A 19,305-nucleotide genomic window follows, 5' to 3' on the forward strand; every position below is an offset into this window, starting at 1 on the left:
GGATGGCCGTGCTGCAGACCGAGGCCAACTCAGGCTCCGATATTTCCGCAGCGCGCCTGGCAGGGCGCATCGCTGCCACCGGCGGCTTTGAGCAAGCGCTTGCCGCCGGCCTGTTCTCGACACCTCACCGGATCACGTTGAGCGAGGCACTCGTGCTCGGCCTTCTCAAGCAGGGGGTGAGCAAATATTTTGCTATCTTCGGCCACGGTTCGACCGCGCTTGCCGAGACCTTGCGCGTCTATGAAATCCATGGACTTGTCAGCGTCTGGCAATGCCGCAACGAGGTCGAGATGGCGCATGCCGCCACCGTGCTTCGGTGGGCCTATGGCGAACCCTCGGCCGTCGTGACCTCCATCGGGCCCGGCGCATTACAGGCCATGGCCGGGTCGCTCGCTGCCGCCTCGAATGGGATTGGCGTCTATCACCTCTATGGTGACGAGACGACACATGGCGAAGGCTACAATATGCAGCAGGTGCCGAAACAGGAGCAGATGCTCTACGGCCGGATCACCGCGCTGATGGGACGCTCCTATGTGCTGCATACGCCCGACGCGTTGCGCGACGCCTTGCGCCGCGGCGCGGCGACCGTGTTCCATGATTTCAAGGCTGGCCCGTTCTACCTGCTGCTGCCGATCAACACGCAGCCGAAGGAAGTCGACATCCGGATAGAGACGCTGCCGGCGGTGACGCCGATCACGCCTTCGGCCCCGGCCGCAGCGGCCTCGCTCGACCGAGCCGCGGAGCTGATCCGCGCGACCGCACGCATTGTCGTCAAGGCCGGTGGCGGCAGCCGCGGCCATGCCGAAGCTGTGCGGCGCTTCGCCGAAGCTTCCGGTGCCGCCGTCGTGCTGAGCCCCGGATCAACCGGCGTCGTGCCGGACGATCATCCGCAGAACATGCATGTTGGCGGGTCGAAGGGTTCGATCAGTGGTAACTGGGCCATGGAGCATGCCGAACTGTTGGTCGTCGTCGGCTCGCGCGGCGTCTGCCAGTCCGATTGCTCTGGAATTGGCTATCCCCGGGTCACCAATGTCATCAACGTCAATGCCGATCTCGACGACGTTCAGCACTACAACAACACGACAGCGCTGCACGGCGACATCGGCGCCATTCTCGCAGCGCTTACGGCACGCCTCGACAGTGCAGGGTTGTTGGTGGACCACGCTCGGCAGGCCTGGCTCGCCGATTGCCTGGCCGAAAAGCGGCGGTGGGGCGCTTTCAAGAGGGTGCGCTACGAAGCGGCCCCGATCATCGACGCAGTCTGGGGACGGCCGGTGTTGACCCAGCCGCGCGCCATCAAAGTGGTCGCCGATTTTTGCAAGGCCAATGGCGCGCTCAAGCTGTTCGACGCCGGCGATGTCCAGGCGAACGGTTTTCAGGTCGTCGAGGACGAACGGCCTGAGGACACGATCACCGAAAGCGGTGCGTCCTACATGGGCTTTGCAGTCTCGGGATTGCTCGCCGCCGCCGTGGCGGACAAGCCGCGTTACACGGTCGCCTTTACCGGCGACGGATCGTTCATGATGAACCCGCAGATCCTGGTCGACGGTGTCGAACATGGCCTGCATGCCACGATCGTCCTGTTCGACAATCGTCGGATGGCGGCGATCACCTCCCTGCAGCTTGCCCAGTATGGCCGCGAATTCCGCACCAATGACAGCGTTGCGGTCGATTATGTCCGGTTCGCCGGTGCGATTGAAGGCGTGCTGGCGCTCGACGGCGGCAATTCACCCGACAGCCTGCTGGACGCATTGAGGCGGGCACATGCTTATCGGGGACTGAGCGTGGTGCATGTGCCCGTTTATTTCGGCGACGATCCGGTCGCCTCCCTGGGCGCCCATGGTTCCTGGAACGTCGGCAACTGGGTTGCCGACGTCGAAGAAGCCTACCGGGTGGCGACGATATAGGAACTTCCCCCATGTACGAGAACTATGGCCTTTTTATCGAGAACCGATGGCGGCCCGCCGGTTCCGGCGAAACCCGCGCGGTCGTCAGCCCCGTCACCGGCGAACCGGTCGGTCACGTGCCGAACGCCGCCGCAGGAGACATCGACACGGCGCTGGCGGGCGCAGAGGTTGCTTTCAGCGTCTGGCGCGCCGTTCCGGCCTGGGAGCGTGGCCGCACTCTCGCCAAGGCGTCATCGCTGATCCGCATGCGCGCCGATGCGATCGCTCGGATGATCAGCACCGAAACGGGAAAACCTCTCGCCGAGTCGATGGGTGAAATCAACGCCACGGCCGACCAGTTCGAATGGTATGGTGAGGAAGCCAAGCGCATCTATGGCCAGATCATTCCGGGCCGCAACGCCACCGACCGCATGTCGGTGACATACCAGCCGGTCGGTGTCTGCCTTTCATTGTCTGCCTGGAATTTTCCTGCTCTGCTCCCGGGCCGAAAGATCGCCGCGGCACTTGCTGCGGGATGTTCGGTTGTTGCGAGGCCGGCGTCGGAAGCGCCAGGCGCATGCTTTGCCATCGCACAGGCGCTGATGGATGCCGGCCTTCCCTCCGGCGTCCTGACGATCCTGACTGGCGATCCAGGGCCGATCTCCGAACGGCTGATCGCTTCGCCTGTTGTCCGCAAGGTCTCGCTGACGGGATCCGTCCGGGTTGGCAAGCATATCCTGTCGCTCTGCGCTGCGGGCATGAAGAAGGTCACGATGGAGCTTGGCGGCCATGCGCCGGTGATCGTCCATGCGGACGCCGATCCGGTCGCGACGGCGGAACGGGTTGCTGCGGCGAAATTCCGCAACGGCGGGCAGGTGTGCATTTCACCCAGCCGCTTCTACGTGCATGTGAAGATCAAGCGCGAATTCGAAGCCGCTTTCAAATCATTTGCCGAGAAACTCGTCATCGGCGACGGACTTTCGGAAGGCGTCACCATGGGGCCGCTCATCCGCCCTAACGCGGTCGAACAGTCGCTTGGACTTGTCGAGGACGCCGTTAAGCACGGGGCGAAGCTCCTGACCGGCGGGCGCCGGCCAAGCCAGTTCAACAAGGGCAACTTCCTGGAGCCGACGGTACTGACGGACGTGCCCGACGAGGCGCGGATCATGCAGGAGGAACCGTTTGCGCCGGTCGCTCCGATTGCCGGGTTCTCCCGGCTCGAAGACGTGATCTGTCGCGCCAACAGCGTGCCTTTCGGCCTCGCTTCCTATGTCTTTACGCATGATGATGCGCTCGCGGCGCTCACGGCAGAGGGCATCGATGCAGGCATGGTTGGCGTGAACGAAACCATGCTGGCAACCGCGGAGGCGCCGTTCGGCGGCATCAAGGAGAGCGGCTTCGGCCGGGAAGGCGGCTCGCTCGGAATCATGGACTATCTCGAGCCGAAATATATCCGGCACCGGCTGGCAGTGAGGGGTGCCGTCTGATGGTCGACAGGCATGAAGGCCTTACCGGCGGCCTCACCAACTACGGCGACCGGGAATTTGCCCGCTATCTGCGCCGTTCCTTCGCGAAATCGATGGGCTACACCGACGCGTCGCTCGACAAGCCGATTGTCGGCATCTGCTATACGGAAAGCGGCTTCAACAACTGCCACCGCCATTTTCCCGAGCTCCTGGAGGCGGTGAAACGGGGCGTGCTCGCTGCCGGCGCCCTGCCGGTGCCGTTTCCAGTGATTTCACTCGGCGAAGTTTTCCTCAGTCCGACCAGCATGCAGTTTCGCAATCTAATGGCCATGGATGTCGAGGAAATGATCCGCGCCCAGCCGATGGATTCGGTCATCCTGATGGGAGGTTGCGACAAGACCGTGCCGGCGCTGCTGATGGGCGCGGCCTCGGCCGGCAAGCCTGCGGTTCTTCTGGTGGCAGGTCCGATGATGACTGGGCGGCACAAAGGTGAAAGGCTGGGTGCCTGCACAGATTGCCGCCGCTTCTGGGGGCAGTATCGTGGTGGCACCATCGATGAGGCCGAGATCAACCAGGTCGAGGGACGTCTCGCCGTGACGGCCGGCACCTGCGCTGTGATGGGAACAGCCAGCACCATGGCGCTGATCGGCGAAACGCTCGGCATGTGCTTGCCAGATACGGCGGCCATCCCAGCCGTGCATGCCGATCGGCTGCGGGCTGCTGAGGAGACCGGCGCGCTTGCCGCGCGGCTCGTCGGCTCGAATCAGACGCCGGACAAGATCGTAACCGCGGCTTCCGTGGAAAACGCGATGCGGGTGCTGCTGGCGGTGTCAGGTTCGACAAACGCGCTGATTCATCTGACCGCAATAGCCGGCCGGTTGGGGATCGATGTCGATCTCGACCATTTCAACAGGCTCTCCGACGAGACGCCGGTCGTGGTCAACCTCAAGCCCGTCGGGCAAGGTTACATGGAAGACTTCCACACGGCGGGCGGGCTCGAGGGCGTGTTGCGCGCGATTGCACCACTGCTTGATCTCAATGCGGTCGACATTACCGGGCAATCGATGGCGGAGCGGCTGGCGAAGCCGTTGTCCGACCCGATCGACCGGACCTATATCCGTTCCGCCGAGGATCCCATTGAGCGGGCGGGCGGACTTATCGCGCTCAATGGATCACTGGCGCCGGGTGGTGCCGTGCTGAAACGTGCCGCAGCAACGCCTGGACTGCTCGAACACGAGGGCCGCGCAGTTGTGTTCTCATCGCTGGATGATCTCGCGGCCAGGATCGACGATCCCGATCTCGATGTGAACGCCGACGACATACTGGTCCTGCAGAACGCCGGCCCGAAAAGCCCTTCCGGGATGCCGGAAGCCGGCTATCTGCCGATTCCGAAAAAGCTCGCACGGCAGGGTGTCAAGGACATGGTGCGAATCTCGGACGCGAGAATGAGCGGCACCGCCTTCGGCACGATCGTGCTGCATGTCACGCCGGAGGCAGCTTTGGGCGGTCCTCTCGCGCTTGTATGCAACGGCGATCGTATCCGGCTCTCGGCCAGGGACAAACGGATCGATCTGCTTGTCGACGAAGCCGAACTCGCTCGGCGCAAGGTCGAATTCCGACCGGACGCGGATGTCCCGGCGCGGGGTTACCAGGCGCTCTACCGCCGCTCGGTGCTGCCTGCCACGCTCGGATGCGATTTCGACTTTCTGCGCGCCGCAAGCTCGACGGGGGCAGAAGGAGAACCTAGCCTGTAAAACCGGCTCTCGGCCAAAGGTGCCGGATCAACATCGATCCCTTGTAGGATAAGCTGGAGCGGGTAGCGGGAATCGAACCCGCGCGTTCAGCTTGGGAAGCTGACAGGCTACCATTACATCATACCCGCGTGAGCCCTCGTTATCATGACGGCATGCCTTGGGGCAATCGCCAAAGCGGCATTCGCGCTGGCGCTGCGGGATCAGGCCCCGGGCAGGTAGATCACCGCATAATCGTCCGAATAGGCGCGCTTCCAGCCCAGTTCGTCGAAGAAGGGAATGCGGCTGTCGCCGGCCGACAGCAGCGCCCAGCCTATGGCGTATTTCTTCAGCTGGGCCTCCAGCAGCGGCTTGCCGTCGCTGTGCCCCATCTCGTCATCGGTCTTCGTGAAGCCGCCCAGGAACAACTGGTCCGTCCGTCCGTCGATGTAGGTCTTGATCCCGTGGAAAATCAGCGTGCCGCCGAAATTGTAGGAATTCAGCACGTTGCCGGACAGATGATGGTTTTCGGCGAATGCCAGCGCGCCGCTGGCCGACGTCTTCTGGCTCGGCGCGACCTGATACACGCTGCCAAGCACCAGGGCCGCACCGACCAGCAGGACGGTTGCCGCGCCGCAGATCGGGTAGAACCGCCTGGCGAAGAATTCTTCCAGCCCGTCGCGCTTTTCCGCCAGCCATGCGGTCGCTGAAAGCGAGGGGTATTGCCGCGCCACCTCGACCGCGATCACGAGCGGAACCAGCAGGAAGAACAGATACACGAAGCGCATGTGGCCGAGGAACATATGCAGGGTGAAGATGATGAACAGGGCCTTGGGCCAGCCAATCCGCAACCGCGATACCAAAAGCCCGAAAAGCGCCACCAGCATCGCGACTTCCTGAAAAGGCTGTTCCTGAGCATTGAAGGGCCGCCACTCGAGGATCAGTGGCACGGCCTCATTGCCATAGGCGACGGTGAGCGTGGCCAGGATCGATTTCACGCCATAGGGATGCAACAGGCTGACCAGTGGGCAGAGCAGGCCGAACGCGACCCATTTCGCCAGGAGGACGGGTTTCGACAGGCCGATGCGCGCCAGCAGATCGAGACCGGCAAAGGCGGCGATGACGAAGCCCAAGGTGAAGGTGGCGTGTAGGTTCGCCCACAGCACGACAAGCACAAGCAGCCACCAGGGCGGGGTTTTCTCTTCTTGCGCCGCACGAAACAGCATCGCCGTCCAGATGACGATGATCGGCAAGGTGAAGACGTGGGGGCGCGCCGTATAGATCGGGTCGATCAGGAAGGCCACGACGAACGCCAGCGCTATCGCCAATATAGGCTTCAGCCAGGCGCTGAGAAACCATCCCATCAGGAAGACCGTCAGGCCGACCGTGGCGATGATCAGCGTGACCACCCCGTTCCAGCCTCCCGCCCGGTAGGCAAGCGCCAGCAGGACCTGCCCAAGCCATTCCTTGGCGATCCATGGCTGGCCGGCAAAAGTGTGGGAGTAGGGGTCAGCCGTCGGAAACGTCCGGTTTGCCAGGAAATCCAGTCCGACCTTCACTTGCCACCAATTGTCGGGATCCTGCAGGAGGGCGCTGGCAAAGGCAGCCAGTACCGCCGCTATGACGCAGGCAACCAACAGGCAGAATATCAACCTGGCCCGCTGTGCGTCCTCGAGCGACGGCGTTGCCGGCACGATTGCTTCCGCCTGGCTCATATGGCGGCTCCAGGCCATTTCGCGTTCACTGCGGTCGAGGACTCGGGATCATTTCCCGCCAGATGGACAAACGGGTTTTCGATGAAGGTCCCTTGGCGGTTGAGGAAGAAGCCGGGGACAAGGCCAGCAGCATTGGAAACGATGTCGCCAAGGCCCGGCGCGAGTCCGGCCAGGATGACCGCGTATCCCAGCGCCGTGTTCAACAACCCGACGGCGCCAGATCGCAGCATCCTCGGATCGTCAAACGGCAGGCTTGACCGCATGCGCAAAATACTGGGCTCCGACAGGAATCTTGGTGAGGAAGCGCTCGAACGGCCTCAGCCTGGCAAGCAGCCGGGGAAAGAAAATCCGGTAGATGATGCGGGTGTTGGAAAGGCCCGCTGCGGCCATCCGCTTGCGCATCTCGCGGGAGTCGATCAAGACCGCGTTCTCGTCGAAAGCGCAATTTCTCACCGCGTGGGTGGTCAGCGGGTTCCACGGATTGTGTTCGAAAAGAAAGAAGCTGCCGCCATCGGCCAGCACTCTGCCGATCTCCGCGAGCAATCCAATCTGCAGGTCCTCGGGAATATGATGGAAGACGCAAGCCGCGAAGGCCAGGTCGAAGCTGCCGTCGGCAAACGGAATTGTCTTGCCGTCGAAATGCGTGAACGAGGCCTGGCCGGGAAAGCGCTTGCGGGCGATGTCGAGCGATTCCCGCGAAGGATCGAGCAAGACGATCTCGCTGTCTGGAAACGCCTTGCGCATATGGCCGAGCGAATTGCCGACGCCAGCGCCGAAGTCGAGTATCCGTCGCGGTTTCACACCGGCCCGCCGCAGCGTCGCGGCAACGTCGTCGATCTTGTACTTGGCGAAGAAGTCTGGCGTTTCGCCGCTCAGCCTTATGCTCGCGGCATGCTGTTCCTGATACTCGCGCGCAAACTGGTCGAACTCCGCCTCAAGCACGCGCGGCCCTCTTTGCCATCTCCTGCAGGCGATGGACTGGCAAGTCGTTGTCCTCGGCTGCCTGGCCGCGCGAAACAATCTCGTTGACGAAGTAGAGCGGCCGCCGCTTTGTCTCCATGTACATGCGCCCGAGATACTCGCCGAAGATGCCAAGCACCATGAGCTGGACGCTGCCGAGGATCAGCATGATCGCGGCAAGGCTCGTCCAGCCGGGCAACACGTTTCCGGCGGTCCATTCGAACAGGGTGTAGCCGAGCACGACCAGCCCCAGAAGTCCGAACATCATGCCGAGCAGCGAGGCGAACCGCAGCGGTGCGATGGAGAAGCTGGTCATCGCGTCGATCGCCAGGAGAACCATCTTCTTCAGCGGATAGTGGGTGGTGCCGGCAAAGCGCCGGTGTCTTTCATAGGGAAAGGCCACCTGTTTCAGCCCGATCCAGCTCACCATGCCGCGAATGAACCTGTAGCGTTCAGGCATTGCGTTGAGATGGTCCAAAGCGCGGCGGCTCATCAGCCGGAAATCGCCGGAATTCGGCGCTATGTCGACGTCGACCATTCGCCCCAGCAAGCGATAGAACATCGAGGCCGAGGCCAGCTTGAACCAGCTCTCACCGTCGCGCGTCAGCCGTTGGCCGTAAACGACATCGAAGCCTTCATTCATCTTCGCCATCATCGCGCCGAGCAGTTCCGGCGGATCCTGCAGGTCGGCATCGAGAATGAGAATGCGCTGGCCGCGGCAGAATTCGAGCCCCGCGCTCAACGCGATCTGGTGGCCGTAGTTGCGGGCAAGGTCGATGGCGACGACATGGTCGTCCTTTTCGGCCAGCTGGAAAATGGCTTCGCGCGTGCCGTCGGTCGCGCCATCGATGACCAGCACGACCTCGTAGGAAGGGCCGTGTTCCAGGCATGCGGCCGTCACCCGCCGATGAAGTTCGGCTACCCCATCCAGTTCATTGTAGCACGGGACGACCACCGACAACATGACGGCGCGTCGCGTGGTGATGTTCTGCGTTTCCACCAAAAGCCTGGCTCCCGCTATTCGACTGGGGATAGCGGCAATTGGTTAGAAAACAGATAAGCCGGCGGCATCGACCGTGGCCGCGGGCTGCGTGCCCTTTTCCGCCATGCGTTTTGACGCCATGAGCCCGTCACGAACGAACCGGCAGCTCCATGCGGATGCGGGCGCCACGCCAAGACCCCGCCAATATCCGGATGGTGCCGTCATGCAGAAGGGCGATCTGCCTGGCAAGGTTCAATCCCAGACCCGCTCCGCGCGACTGCGGCTGCAAACGGTAAAAGGGCTCGAAGACATTCTCGTGCTCCTCCACCGGAATACCCGGGCCTTCATCGCGGACTTCGACACCGCCGGCGGCGTCGACCGCTATCGTGATCGTGCCGCTGCCACCGCCATGGTCGATGGCATTGCGGACAAGATTTGCGAGCGCACGTTCGATCTGCAGGACGTTGACCTCGACACGGGCCGTGTTGGGCGCGGGTTCGAAGGCAAGGTCGTAGCCGGCCTCGATGGCGAGTGGGGCGAAGTCGGCGGCGACCCGGCTGCCGAGGTCGGTGAGATCGATGATCCGGCACTGGTCCGCCGGGCGGTCGAGCAACTGGTGATCGAGCAGTTGTTGCGCAAGATGCGACAGGCGTTCGATGTCGTGCAGCAGGCGCGCGCTCTGCGGCTCCTGCTTCAGCAATTCGGCGCGCGTGCGCAGGATGGCGATCGGCGTGCGCAGTTCATGTGCCGCGTCGGTGAGGAAGCGGTTGTGCCGGTCGTAACCTTGCGCAAGGCGGGCCAGCGCCTGGTTGAAGGCATGCACCAGCGGCGCGATTTCCTGAGGCACGTTCTTGACCGGCAACTGCATGGCGCGGGTACCGATATCGATGCGCGCTGCCTGGCGGGCGGTTTCGACAAGCCCGGCAAAGGACCGGCGCACCACCGCAGGTGTCGTCACCAGGGTCGTGGTTCCCATGACAAGCACAATCGGCAACAAAAGGATGATGATGATGACCGCAAGTGCTGGAAGCGCTTTCTCCCAGTTCCTGCTGCCGTCGGGATTCCTGGCGACGTCGACAGTGGCTGAAATGTTGACTTCGAGGCCATCGGTTTCGTTCCGCGACGACCGTGTCGCGGCGAGGATCTGGACCGTGCCGGCCTTGGTCGAAACCTTTTCGAGATAGGCCTCGGGCCTCAAATCGTCTTCGGAAAATCCGATGGTGGCATGATCGGCCTCGCCCAGCAGGTCACCAAAATTCCTGGCGTAGACATCAGGGATGTTGCCGAAGCGGACGCTCTGGCCGCTGCCGTCACGAACGATGTACCAGACATTGGGGAAACCCTGGCGAAAGGCCGCCAATTCGCCGGTTTCATGGACGATCAGTCTGCCGTTGCCATCACGGTCGACCGCCCCCCTGATGGCGGCAACGGCGGCCTCGTTGTCGATCAGCAGCCGCGGATTGGCGATCCAAAGCGCGGCCGCGGACAGCACGATGAAGATGAGAAGTGTCGCCGCCTGCAGCAGGATCAACCGCCGCACCAGGACCCACTGCAGCGAGCGCGCGCGCACCTTCTTCACGAGGCTGCCCGCAAGAGATAACCGAGGTTGCGGATCGCCCTGATCTCGATGCCGGCTGCGACATCGTCAAGCTTGCGGCGCAGCCGCGAAATATGCGCATCCAGCGCATTGGAGCCGATCTCGTCGTCGAGGGCGTAGACGGCTTCTTCCAAGGCGCCGCGCATGATGGTCCGGCCCGGCCTGCGGATGAGCGTTTCCAGCACCAGCCGTTCTCGCCGTGGCAGTTCCAGCGCCTGGTCCTCGACCAGCGCCTCGCGATGGCGGAAATCATAGGTGAGGCGGCCGACCACCGTCTGGTTGGCGCGTGTGGTGAACGAGCGCCGGTGCAAGGCATTGAGCCTGGCAACCAGTTCCACCGTGGCGAACGGCTTGACCATGTAGTCGTCGGCGCCGGCGTCGAGCCCGGCCACGCGGTCGTCGAGGCCGCTGAGCGCGGTCAGCGCTATCACCGGCACATCCAGATGCAGGGCCCGCAGGCGCGGTATCAGGCTGAGGCCGTCGCCATCCGGCAGGCGGCGGTCCAGCACCACGGCGTCATGATAGCCGAGCCGCGCCACGGCCTCGGCATCGGCCAGTGTCGCGGCGTGGTCGACGATGATGTCCTGGCGCTCGAGCGCCGTCTTCAGCACCGAGGCCATTTCCGGTTCGTCCTCGATCAGCAGGATGCGCATGCGCATTCCCTTTCATGGGCAACCAGACGGGCACAGGCAACCGGACGGGATCCCGGGCTCTGGCAATTCATTCGCATTCCAGCTTCGGTTGGCGAAAATTGGTGATGAACCAGCGGCCGCCCGAGGCGCGGGCGTAGAACGTGTAAAAGCATTCCTGACGCTCGACATAGCCAGGCGTTTCGGTCTCTTCGTAGACCGTTCCGTGTTTTGTGTGGCGAACCTCGCCACTGGAGGTTCCGGAAACCGCGTTGGTGGAGATCTTGCGCCACTGATAGGCCCGCTCGCCTTGGCCGAGGTCAACAACAGCGGTTGGCGGACCATAGTCCAGAATGACCGATTCGACCGGCTGCCCGATGTAGTTCTTCATGATGTCGGAGGCACACCCCGTCAGTGCCAGCACGATGGCGACGAAGAACGCCTTTGAGATCCACATAAGACGATTTGTGCCGGGCATGGACATATCTGATTCCCATCATGAAGGTCATCCACGGCACCTAGGGTGCGAAGGTTGCATCGACATTACGGACGACGTGGTGGAGACGGTCTGTTGATGCGCGTCAGCGCCAGCTCGGATAGAGGCACGCAATTGCGCGGCACCCGTTCCCCTATGGTGCCGCGCAAGGTCTGCTTTCTAGAACCGATAGTTGATGCCGGCCTTCAGTTCATGGCTGCCGATCGTCTCCTTGGATTTGCCAAGGGTCGACGTCGTTTCGACGCCGGGCGTCCGGACATAGTCATATTCGACCTTGGCCGAGAGGCCGCCGGCGAAACCCTGCTCGATGCCGGCGCCGACCAGGTAGCCGAGCTTCCATCCATCGGCGCTGCTGACGTTGTCGCCCTTGTCGAATTTGGTGAGGGCAACGCCACCGGTTCCAAACAGCAGCGTCTGGTCGAAGCTCAATCCTGCCTTGGCCTTGGCGGCACCGCGCCATTTTTCCTTGATCCTGCCGCCCTGGACGTCGTGTTCGGCACCGCCCAGATAGGAGCCTTCGATTTCGGCACCCAGCACCCCTGGGCCTACTTGCTGGTTGTAGCCGGCCTGGATACCGCCGCTGAGACCATTCCTGCCGGCAAACGGGTTTGGCATTCCAGTGAACGCCGTGCCGCCATGGACACCGACATAGGCGCCGCTCCACTGGAAGGCGGGGGGATCGTTATAGGTGGGCGAAAGGTCGGCTGCCATCGCCGGCCCGACAAGACACACGGCAAGGGCATTTGCCGTCAGCAGGATCATTGCTTTGGGGGACATTGCATTACTCCAACACGCACGCGCATCCGGCAATCGATACGCAGGTTAACTCCCGTGGAGCCTGACCCCTGGGGCGGTCAGGTTCCGATTTGGTGTCTCTCAGGGATGGTTGCACGGTCCTGGAAACTGGCTCTCGCCAGCTGCGGTGGGGGCCAGAGCTCCGCACGGCCAGTCACCTGAAAGACGTGGATTATCTCGCAGTCGAAAATTGCACGCACATTGCGGGAAACCGAAAACCGAAGGTTTTCTGCTTTATTTTCAATAAATTAAAGCAGTTCTGTTTACCCATATTTAACAATTACGCTCAGCCGGAGGCCCCGCTCCCCGATCATTTGTTCGAGATGTCGGGCTCGCCAGTTGCCCAGCTCTCGCGAAACAGCGTACAAAATCCGCGGGCAATCGGCCTCACAACGAAGGCTGCGGTTCGCGGTGCCCAGGGCAATTCGGGGGAATTTGCTTTTGCGGATCGTCTATTTCCATTCGGACACCCATGCGTACGACAAGGCGATCTATCCCGGTGTCGGCCCCGCCTTCGCCAGGCCGTTCTCCTGGGAGTCCCGGCCGATCAGCCGGATCAGCAAGGGCGATTGCGACTGCGCCATCGTCGACAATCGTCTCGAACCCGGCGATATCGAGCAGTTGACGAGGCATCTGGCACTTCCTCCAAGCCGCAGGCCGCCTCTTTTCTTTCGGGTCAGCGATCCGGATATGCCGGCAACGACCAATCCCTGCACCAGGTTCATTTTTGACTGCGCCGACCATCCCGGTGTTCACTACGCCACGACCTACGATCCCGAAGGTCCGGTGCTGGCGTTTATGCGGCTTCTTCGGGTTTCTCGCGTGGTCCGCCTTCCCTATGCCTACGATTCTTCGCGGGAGATCGACATTCCCCTTGCGGGCCGCCGCCGCAGGATCTTTTTGTCGGGAAGCAACTCCAGAACCTTGTATCCACTTCGATACGCTTTGCGCCGCAGCCGTTCCCGGTTGCCCTGGCTGAGACTGGTCATCGTTGACTTGAATCATCCGGGCTATCCAGAGGACGGGCAGCCACCGCGACACGGCATTACGCATGCGCGGTTCGTGAACTTTGCGGCGCAGTTCACGCACTTCTTCCTTTGCGGCGCGCGCTACAATGTCGAGCTGATGAAATATGTCGAATGTGCCTATGCCGGCTGCGTGCCTGTCGGCGTGCCTGCGACGTCACTGAGCGCGACTGCGGGACAGTACTTTCGACCGTACACCGCCCGCGGGTTCGATCTCCTCAGGGATGTTTGCCAGGCAATGCCGACCCTTGAGGAGCGAGCGGCAGGGTACAGGGCCGCGATGCGTGAATTGAGGGCGCCCGCCCGGATCGTCCGCGATCTTGTGGCTGAGATCAGGAGCATCGGGCCTGGATGACCTCCAAGAATCCGGGGCTACCAGAGGAAGGCCAAATGGCGCCCATTGAACCAGTCGTCAATGCGGTATGGATAGGCGCTTCCCTCGACAATCTGCATGCAGCTTGCCTGCGCTCTTTCGTGCTGGCGGGTCACCGGATGCTTCTTCATTGCTACGACATTCCACGCAACGTTCCCCCCGGCGTGGAGATAGTCGATGCCTCGAACCTGATGCCAAGGGACCGGATCGTCTATTACCGGTCGAACGGAAGCCCGTCGCTTTTTTCGAACCTCTATCGCTTGAAGATCCTGCAAGCCGGGCTGGGGCTGTATGTCGATTGCGACGTGTTTTGTGTCAGACCGATCCCGAAACAGGATTACATCTTCGGCTACCAGACAAGTGACCAGCTCAATGGAGCCGTGCTGAAATTGCCGGTTGGCAGCCGGACGCTGATGGAAGCGCTCAGCATCGCGGAAGATCCCTACTACATCGTGCCGTGGCTCGTCCGCTCGAAACTCCTGCGCTACAAGTTCCGGAAATCCATAGGCCTTCCGATCCATATCTCCAACTACAGCTGGGGCAAGCTGGGACCCGAGGCGATTACCTATTTCACCCGCAAGGCCGGCACCATTCACCTTGCGGCGCCGATCGACGTCTTCTACCCGATCAGTCATCATCAGGTCGCGATGTTGCTGGATCCGGACCTCTCGCTTGCGGACATCGGAACGCCGCGCACCCTATGCATTCACCTGTTCGACCATACGCTCAGCCAGTGGATGAAGGGCCGCGCCATTCCGGCGAGCTCGCCGCTCGGTCAGATGCTCGAGCGGTGCGGACTTCCCGCGGCAGTCACAGCGTAGCAACGCTCCTGGCTCGACGTGCCTGGTTCCACGCGAAGGCCGCGCCGGCTTGATGGATGGCCGGCGAGTGCGTATCTCTGGGGCCTGTTCCCCGAATCGGGGCGACCGAAGCTGGAGACGGGCCTTGTCCGCACTGACGCGCTTTCTCGGCGATTCGCCGCTCAGGGTTATCCTGAAGCTGCTCGTGGTGTCCTTCCTCGTCGGTCTGGTCATGAACGCTTTCGGCTGGTCGCCGATGGACGTGCTCTACGGCATCCAGAAGTTCTTCATCGACCTATGGAACCTGGGCTTCCACGCCCTTGATCGCTTCCTTGGCTACATCCTGCTGGGTGCGGCAATCGTGGTGCCGGCCTTTATCCTGCTCAGGATCGCCAACTACCGCAAATGAACCGTCAGGCATAACCCGAAGCCACCTCGAACAGGATGGCGTGCCGCGCCGCAAGCGCGGCCACATCGGTCGAATAGCCCCCGCCAATGACGCCGCAGACAGGAATGCCGAGCGCGCGAAAGTGGCGGATAACCATCTCGTCGCGGGCGCGAAGACCGTCATCCGACAGCGACAGCCTGCCCAGCCGGTCCTCGGCATGGACGTCGACGCCGGCATTGTAGAACACGATATCCCAGCGCGCTTTGGCGGCCAGCTCCGGCAGGATACCGCCAAGCCTCTCGAGATAGGCGGCGTCACCGGTGCCGTCGGGCAGTGCGATGTCGAGGTCGGAGGCGATCTTGCGCACGGGGTAGTTGCGGTCGCCATGCATGGAAAAGGTGAGCGCGCGTGGCTCATCGCTCAGAATATCCGCCGTGCCGTCGCCCTGATGCACGTCGAGATCGACGACCAGGATTTTTTGTGCCGTGCCTTCGGACAGCAACATCAACGCGGCGACGGCGACATCGTTGAAGGTGCAGAAGCCCGCGCCTTGCGCGCGCCGCGCATGGTGGCTGCCGCCGGCGGTGTTGCAGGCGATGCCGTGCCGCAAGGCGAGCCGCGCCGCCAGCATCGTGCCGCCGGTGGCAAGCCGCGCGCGCAGCGAGACGCGGGGACTGACCGGGAAACCAATCTCGCGTTCGATCTTTTCGGGTACCGTGCAGGCCAGCACCTGATCGACATAGTCCGCCGCGTGGGCAAGCTTCAGCCATGGCGCTGGTGCGGCTTCGGCGCTGTTGAGCGCGTTGGGTTCGGCCAGTCCGCGTGCGCGCAAGGCGTCCATCAGCAACGGGTACTTGCTCATCGGAAAGCGATGGTTGACGGCGAAGCCGGCGTCATAGTCGGGGTGATGGACGATCTGCAGAGGCATGAGAGCTCGCGCCAGGGTCAGGGAATCGATTGGCCGTTATCGGATGAATGATTGCGCGATGCGAGCAAAGTGGGGCACATCGGGTGCCCGATCAAGCCGCAAACAGCAAGGCAGAAGACCTTTGGACGAGGGTGCAATCCCAGCCGACGCGAGATCCTTTGTCGTCACCAACCGTTCCGTGCTCGCCATCGCGGTGCCGATGACGCTTGCCTATCTGACGACGCCGCTGCTCGGCCTGGTCGATACGGCGGTTGTGGGACAGTTCGGCGACGCCGCCTTGCTCGGCGGCCTGGCGGCCGGCGCGCTTGTTTTCGACGTGGTCTTTACCACCTTCAATTTCCTGCGTTCGGGAACCACCGGCCTTGTCGCGCAGGCTTTCGGGCGCGGCGACGCCCTGGAGGAACAGGCGGTGTTCTGGCGCGCCGTGCTGATCGCGGTCGTCGCTGGCATCATACTCGCCGCGCTTGCTCCTCTGGTCGCCATCGCCGGACAAAAATTCATGGGTGCCGAACCGCGCGTCAGCGAGGCGATGGCCGTCTACATCCGCATCAGGCTGCTCGCGGCACCCTTCTCGCTGATCAACTATGCCATCCTCGGCTATGTCTTGGGGCGCGGCGAAGGCGGGCTCGGACTGGTCCTGCAATTGGTCCTCAACGGCATCAACATCGCGCTCTGCTTCCTGCTCGGCCTGGAACTCGGCTGGGGTGTCGCCGGCGTCGCCTGGGCGACCGTCACCGGCGAGTTCCTTGCCATGCTGCTTGGTCTCGCCATCGTTGTCAGACGGTTCCGGGCGACGCCGCCCTTGCCGCGCCATCGCCTGCTCGATGTGGCCGCCTTCCTGCGCATGCTGTCGCTCAACCGCGACATCATGATCCGCTCGTTCTCGCTGCTTGCCGCCTTCGCGCTGTTCACCCGCCAGGGTGCGCAGTTCGGCACGGTGACGCTGGCCGCCAATGCCGTGCTGATGAATTTCTTCCTCGTCGCCGGCTATTTCCTCGACGGCTTTGCCACGGCCGCCGAACAGCTCGCCGGCCGTGCCGTCGGCGCTCGTGCGGCCATCCCCTTCCGTCAGGCCGTCAGGCTGACCTTGTTCTGGGGGTTCGGGCTGGCCGGGACTGCGACCCTCGTGCTGCTGATGGCCGGGGCCAATCTGGTCGCCCTCGTCACGACGTCGGAGGAGGTCCGGTCAGTGGCCGACATCTACCTGCCGTGGGCGGCGTTCACCGCGCTGAGCGGTGTGTTGGCGTTCCAGATGGATGGCGTCTTCATCGGTGCGACCTGGTCGCGCGACATGCGCAACATGATGCTGCTGTCGTTCCTGGCTTTCGTGGCCGCGCTGCTCACCCTTGCGCCCGCATTCGGCAATCACGGCCTGTGGGCGGCGCTGCACGTCTTCCTGCTCGCGCGCGGCTTCAGCCTGCTGGCCATTCTGCGGCTGCGGCTGCGGACGGTGTTCAGCTGAGTGGCTTCGTCGCCCATTGATCGAGGTGGCCGTCGCGCAATTCGCGAATTGACTTGAGCCGCGACGTTTCGACAATGCGTGCCATTCCGGCGACGATCCGGCCCGGCAGTGCAGGGCCGGCATAGATCATGCTGGTGTAAAGCTGGACGAGATCGGCTCCGGCAAGGATTTTTTCAAGCGCCGTATCGGCGGAATCGACGCCACCGACGCCGATGATGGCAAGCTCGGGTCCGAGCAATTTGCGCATCCTGGCCAGTACGATGGTCGAGCGTTCGAACAGCGGCTTGCCGGAGAGCCCGCCGGTCTCGCGCGCGGTGTCGCCGCTGCGCAGCGCTGGACGGGAGATGGTGGTGTTGGAGACGATCACGCCGTCGATCCGCTTCTCGGTGACCTCGGCGGCGATGTCCTCCAGTTCGGCCTCGACCAGGTCCGGCGCGATCTTGAGGAAGACCGGCGGCTGCGCGGTTGCCGAGGCGCGTGCGGCCATGACGCGCGACAGCAATTCGCCGAGTTGCTCGCGCGCCTGCATGTTGCGCAAGCCGGGCGTGTTGGGCGAGGAGATGTTGACCGCCAGATAGCTGGCGTAGGGTGCAAGGCGCGCCACGCCGCGCTCATAGTCGCCGATGCGGTCGGTGCTGTCCTTGTTGGCGCCGATGTTGACGCCGACGATGCCGGAACGCCCCTTGCGCGCGGCAAGGCGTCTTTCGGCGGCCGCATGACCTTCATTGTTGAAGCCCAGCCGGTTGATCACCGCTTCGTCCGCCGTCAGACGGAAGATGCGTGGCTTCGGGTTGCCGGCCTGCGGCAGCGGCGTGATCGTGCCGACCTCGGCAAAGCCGAAGCCAAGGCCAAGCAGTGCGTCGGGCACCTCGGCGTTCTTGTCGTACCCGGCCGCCATGCCGAGCGGATTGGGGAAGTCGATGCCGCGGACGCTGACCTTCAGCCTGTCGTCGCGCGTCGGCCGCCCGGTCACCGGCAGGCCGCATCGCAGCGCCGCGATCGACAGGCCATGCGCGGTTTCCGGATCGAATGTGAACAGCAGCTTCTGGCCAAGCCGGTCGAGCACGCTCATTCGCCCTCCAGCGCCGGGAACTGGTGCGCGCCGTCGGCGCCAAGCGGTAATGGTCGGACCCACCGCACGGCTTTCAGGTCCAGCACGCCGTAAAGATGCGGAAACAGCGCACCGCCGCGCGAAACCTCGTATTTCAGCGCGGCGCCCAGCTTGGCGCCGTCGATGGCGACCAGCAGAAGGCCGGTCTGGCCGGCGAAGTGCTTTGTCGCCGTTTCCTTGACCTGCGCCGCCGTGGAGAAATGGATGAAGCCGTCCGCGACATCGATCGGTGCGCCGGTGAAGCGGCCATCTGTTTCGGCCTCGCGCCAAGGCGCTTCCGGGGTTATCTTGTAGATAATCTGAGACATGGTTGCGCTATAGTCTGAACCAGCCACGCGGGAAAGGCCACGCCAAGGGTCTTCCCCATTTCCGGCGCAAACATGCGATATTTCAGGCTTTGGCCATGGAGGACAACATGCGTCTGCAGCACATCTTGATCCCCGCCGCACTCGTTTCGCTGGTCGCGGCATCCGCCTTTTCCGAAGAAACCGACCGCTATCGCCTGGAAAAGTCGGATAACGGCTATGTCCGCATGGATACGCGGACAGGTGCGATGTCGATCTGCGAGGAGCGTTCCGGTCAGCTCGTCTGCAAGATGGCGGCCGACGAACGCGCCGCTTTCCAGGACGAGGTCGATCGCCTGCAGACCTCGATGAAGGCCATGGACGAGCGCGTCACCAAGCTCGAGAATTCGCTCTCCGCCCGCCTCGAATCGAAACTGCCGAGCGAGGAGGATTTCAACAAGACCATGAACTACATGGAGCGCTTCCTGCGCGGCTTCATGGGCATCGTCAAGGATATGGACAAGGACAATGGCGGCGGCGCCCAGCTCAACTCGCAGAAGACATGAGCGTCTAAAGCAGGGAAAACGCGGCGCGCTGGCTTTGCCGCTTGAAAACAGCGCGCAGCCCCTCATAATCGTTCATCTGATCCCGAAAAAAAGCAGAAAATCATCGGGGGAT

Annotated in this window: 19 protein-coding genes and 1 tRNA gene; 8 read left to right on the top strand and 12 right to left on the bottom strand. The window is 62.9% G+C overall.

Annotated features, from left to right (window positions below):
- Positions 1–2: 2 nt before the first annotated feature.
- Genes OOJ09_RS16535 through OOJ09_RS16545 form a run of 3 tightly spaced genes read left to right on the top strand, consistent with a single transcriptional unit; the run spans position 3 to position 5,106 of the window.
- A complete protein-coding gene (locus tag OOJ09_RS16535) occupies positions 3–1,907 on the top strand; it encodes a thiamine pyrophosphate-binding protein (protein ID WP_269906196.1) in 1,905 nt (634 codons plus the stop codon).
- Between the two features lie 11 nt (positions 1,908–1,918).
- Entirely contained in the window at positions 1,919–3,373 is a 1,455-nt protein-coding gene (locus OOJ09_RS16540) for an NAD-dependent succinate-semialdehyde dehydrogenase (RefSeq protein ID WP_269906197.1), read from the top strand.
- Complete coding sequence (locus OOJ09_RS16545; protein WP_269906198.1) at positions 3,373–5,106, top strand: dihydroxy-acid dehydratase; 1,734 nt, start codon at positions 3,373–3,375, stop codon at positions 5,104–5,106. Before OOJ09_RS16540 ends, OOJ09_RS16545 begins: the two co-directional genes overlap by 1 nt.
- A 54-nt stretch (positions 5,107–5,160) precedes the next feature.
- Here the strand turns inward: OOJ09_RS16545 and OOJ09_RS16550 are convergent.
- The 9 genes from OOJ09_RS16550 to OOJ09_RS16590 form a co-directional block, all read right to left on the bottom strand.
- Positions 5,161–5,234, bottom strand: a tRNA-Gly gene (locus tag OOJ09_RS16550).
- 72 nt (positions 5,235–5,306) lie between these two features.
- Positions 5,307–6,797 (bottom strand): hypothetical protein, encoded by a 1,491-nt coding sequence (locus tag OOJ09_RS16555; protein ID WP_269906199.1) that lies wholly within the window; start codon positions 6,795–6,797, stop codon positions 5,307–5,309.
- Positions 6,794–7,027, bottom strand: a complete 234-nt coding sequence (locus tag OOJ09_RS16560; RefSeq protein WP_269906200.1) for a hypothetical protein — start codon at positions 7,025–7,027, stop codon at positions 6,794–6,796. Before OOJ09_RS16560 ends, OOJ09_RS16555 begins: the two co-directional genes overlap by 4 nt.
- Before the next feature lie 10 nt (positions 7,028–7,037).
- Positions 7,038–7,739, bottom strand: a complete 702-nt coding sequence (locus OOJ09_RS16565) for a class I SAM-dependent methyltransferase (protein WP_269906201.1) — start codon at positions 7,737–7,739, stop codon at positions 7,038–7,040.
- Positions 7,732–8,721, bottom strand: coding sequence for a glycosyltransferase family 2 protein (locus OOJ09_RS16570; RefSeq protein ID WP_269906277.1), 990 nt, complete (start codon positions 8,719–8,721; stop codon positions 7,732–7,734). Before OOJ09_RS16570 ends, OOJ09_RS16565 begins: the two co-directional genes overlap by 8 nt.
- A gap of 166 nt (positions 8,722–8,887) precedes the next feature.
- On the bottom strand, positions 8,888–10,318 hold the full coding sequence (locus OOJ09_RS16575; RefSeq protein ID WP_269906202.1) for a sensor histidine kinase: 1,431 nt from the start codon (positions 10,316–10,318) through the stop codon (positions 8,888–8,890).
- Positions 10,315–10,989, bottom strand: a complete 675-nt coding sequence (locus OOJ09_RS16580) for a response regulator transcription factor (RefSeq protein WP_269906203.1) — start codon at positions 10,987–10,989, stop codon at positions 10,315–10,317. Before OOJ09_RS16580 ends, OOJ09_RS16575 begins: the two co-directional genes overlap by 4 nt.
- A gap of 67 nt (positions 10,990–11,056) precedes the next feature.
- On the bottom strand, positions 11,057–11,422 hold the full coding sequence (locus OOJ09_RS16585) for a hypothetical protein (protein ID WP_269906278.1): 366 nt from the start codon (positions 11,420–11,422) through the stop codon (positions 11,057–11,059).
- A gap of 198 nt (positions 11,423–11,620) precedes the next feature.
- Positions 11,621–12,238, bottom strand: coding sequence for an outer membrane protein (locus OOJ09_RS16590; RefSeq protein ID WP_269906204.1), 618 nt, complete (start codon positions 12,236–12,238; stop codon positions 11,621–11,623).
- 459 nt (positions 12,239–12,697) lie between these two features.
- On the opposite strand from OOJ09_RS16590, the gene OOJ09_RS16595 reads away from it, so the two are divergent.
- The 3 genes from OOJ09_RS16595 to OOJ09_RS16605 all read left to right on the top strand — a co-directional run bounded on the left by OOJ09_RS16595 (position 12,698) and on the right by OOJ09_RS16605 (position 14,863).
- On the top strand, positions 12,698–13,636 hold the full coding sequence (locus tag OOJ09_RS16595) for a hypothetical protein (RefSeq protein ID WP_269906205.1): 939 nt from the start codon (positions 12,698–12,700) through the stop codon (positions 13,634–13,636).
- Positions 13,633–14,475 (top strand): hypothetical protein, encoded by an 843-nt coding sequence (locus OOJ09_RS16600; protein ID WP_269906206.1) that lies wholly within the window; start codon positions 13,633–13,635, stop codon positions 14,473–14,475. The genes OOJ09_RS16595 and OOJ09_RS16600 overlap by 4 nt, the downstream gene beginning before the upstream one ends.
- A gap of 124 nt (positions 14,476–14,599) precedes the next feature.
- Positions 14,600–14,863, top strand: coding sequence for a DUF6460 domain-containing protein (locus tag OOJ09_RS16605; RefSeq protein WP_269906207.1), 264 nt, complete (start codon positions 14,600–14,602; stop codon positions 14,861–14,863).
- Positions 14,864–14,867: 4 nt separating this feature from the next.
- On the opposite strand, the gene OOJ09_RS16610 is transcribed toward OOJ09_RS16605, so the two are convergent.
- Positions 14,868–15,770 carry a histone deacetylase gene (locus tag OOJ09_RS16610; protein ID WP_269906208.1) on the bottom strand — a complete coding sequence of 301 codons (903 nt, stop codon included), beginning with the start codon at positions 15,768–15,770 and terminating at the stop codon, positions 14,868–14,870.
- 121 nt (positions 15,771–15,891) lie between these two features.
- Here OOJ09_RS16610 and OOJ09_RS16615 point away from each other — a divergent pair, with 121 nt between their 5' ends.
- Positions 15,892–17,232, top strand: a complete 1,341-nt coding sequence (locus OOJ09_RS16615; RefSeq protein WP_269906209.1) for an MATE family efflux transporter — start codon at positions 15,892–15,894, stop codon at positions 17,230–17,232.
- Here OOJ09_RS16615 and OOJ09_RS16620 read toward each other — a convergent pair.
- Together OOJ09_RS16620 and OOJ09_RS16625 are read right to left on the bottom strand one after the other, a co-directional pair.
- Complete coding sequence (locus tag OOJ09_RS16620) at positions 17,225–18,304, bottom strand: quinone-dependent dihydroorotate dehydrogenase (protein WP_269906210.1); 1,080 nt, start codon at positions 18,302–18,304, stop codon at positions 17,225–17,227. The two genes, OOJ09_RS16615 and OOJ09_RS16620, sit on opposite strands and share 8 nt — an antisense overlap.
- A complete protein-coding gene (locus OOJ09_RS16625) occupies positions 18,301–18,651 on the bottom strand; it encodes a DUF952 domain-containing protein (RefSeq protein WP_269906211.1) in 351 nt (116 codons plus the stop codon). Before OOJ09_RS16625 ends, OOJ09_RS16620 begins: the two co-directional genes overlap by 4 nt.
- A gap of 107 nt (positions 18,652–18,758) precedes the next feature.
- On the opposite strand from OOJ09_RS16625, the gene OOJ09_RS16630 reads away from it, so the two are divergent.
- Positions 18,759–19,193 carry a hypothetical protein gene (locus OOJ09_RS16630; protein WP_269906212.1) on the top strand — a complete coding sequence of 145 codons (435 nt, stop codon included), beginning with the start codon at positions 18,759–18,761 and terminating at the stop codon, positions 19,191–19,193.
- The last annotated feature ends 112 nt before the right edge of the window (positions 19,194–19,305 follow it).

Origin of the sequence: Mesorhizobium qingshengii, from assembly GCF_027563465.1 — a bacterium.
GTDB classification, from domain to species: domain Bacteria; phylum Pseudomonadota; class Alphaproteobacteria; order Rhizobiales; family Rhizobiaceae; genus Mesorhizobium; species Mesorhizobium qingshengii_A.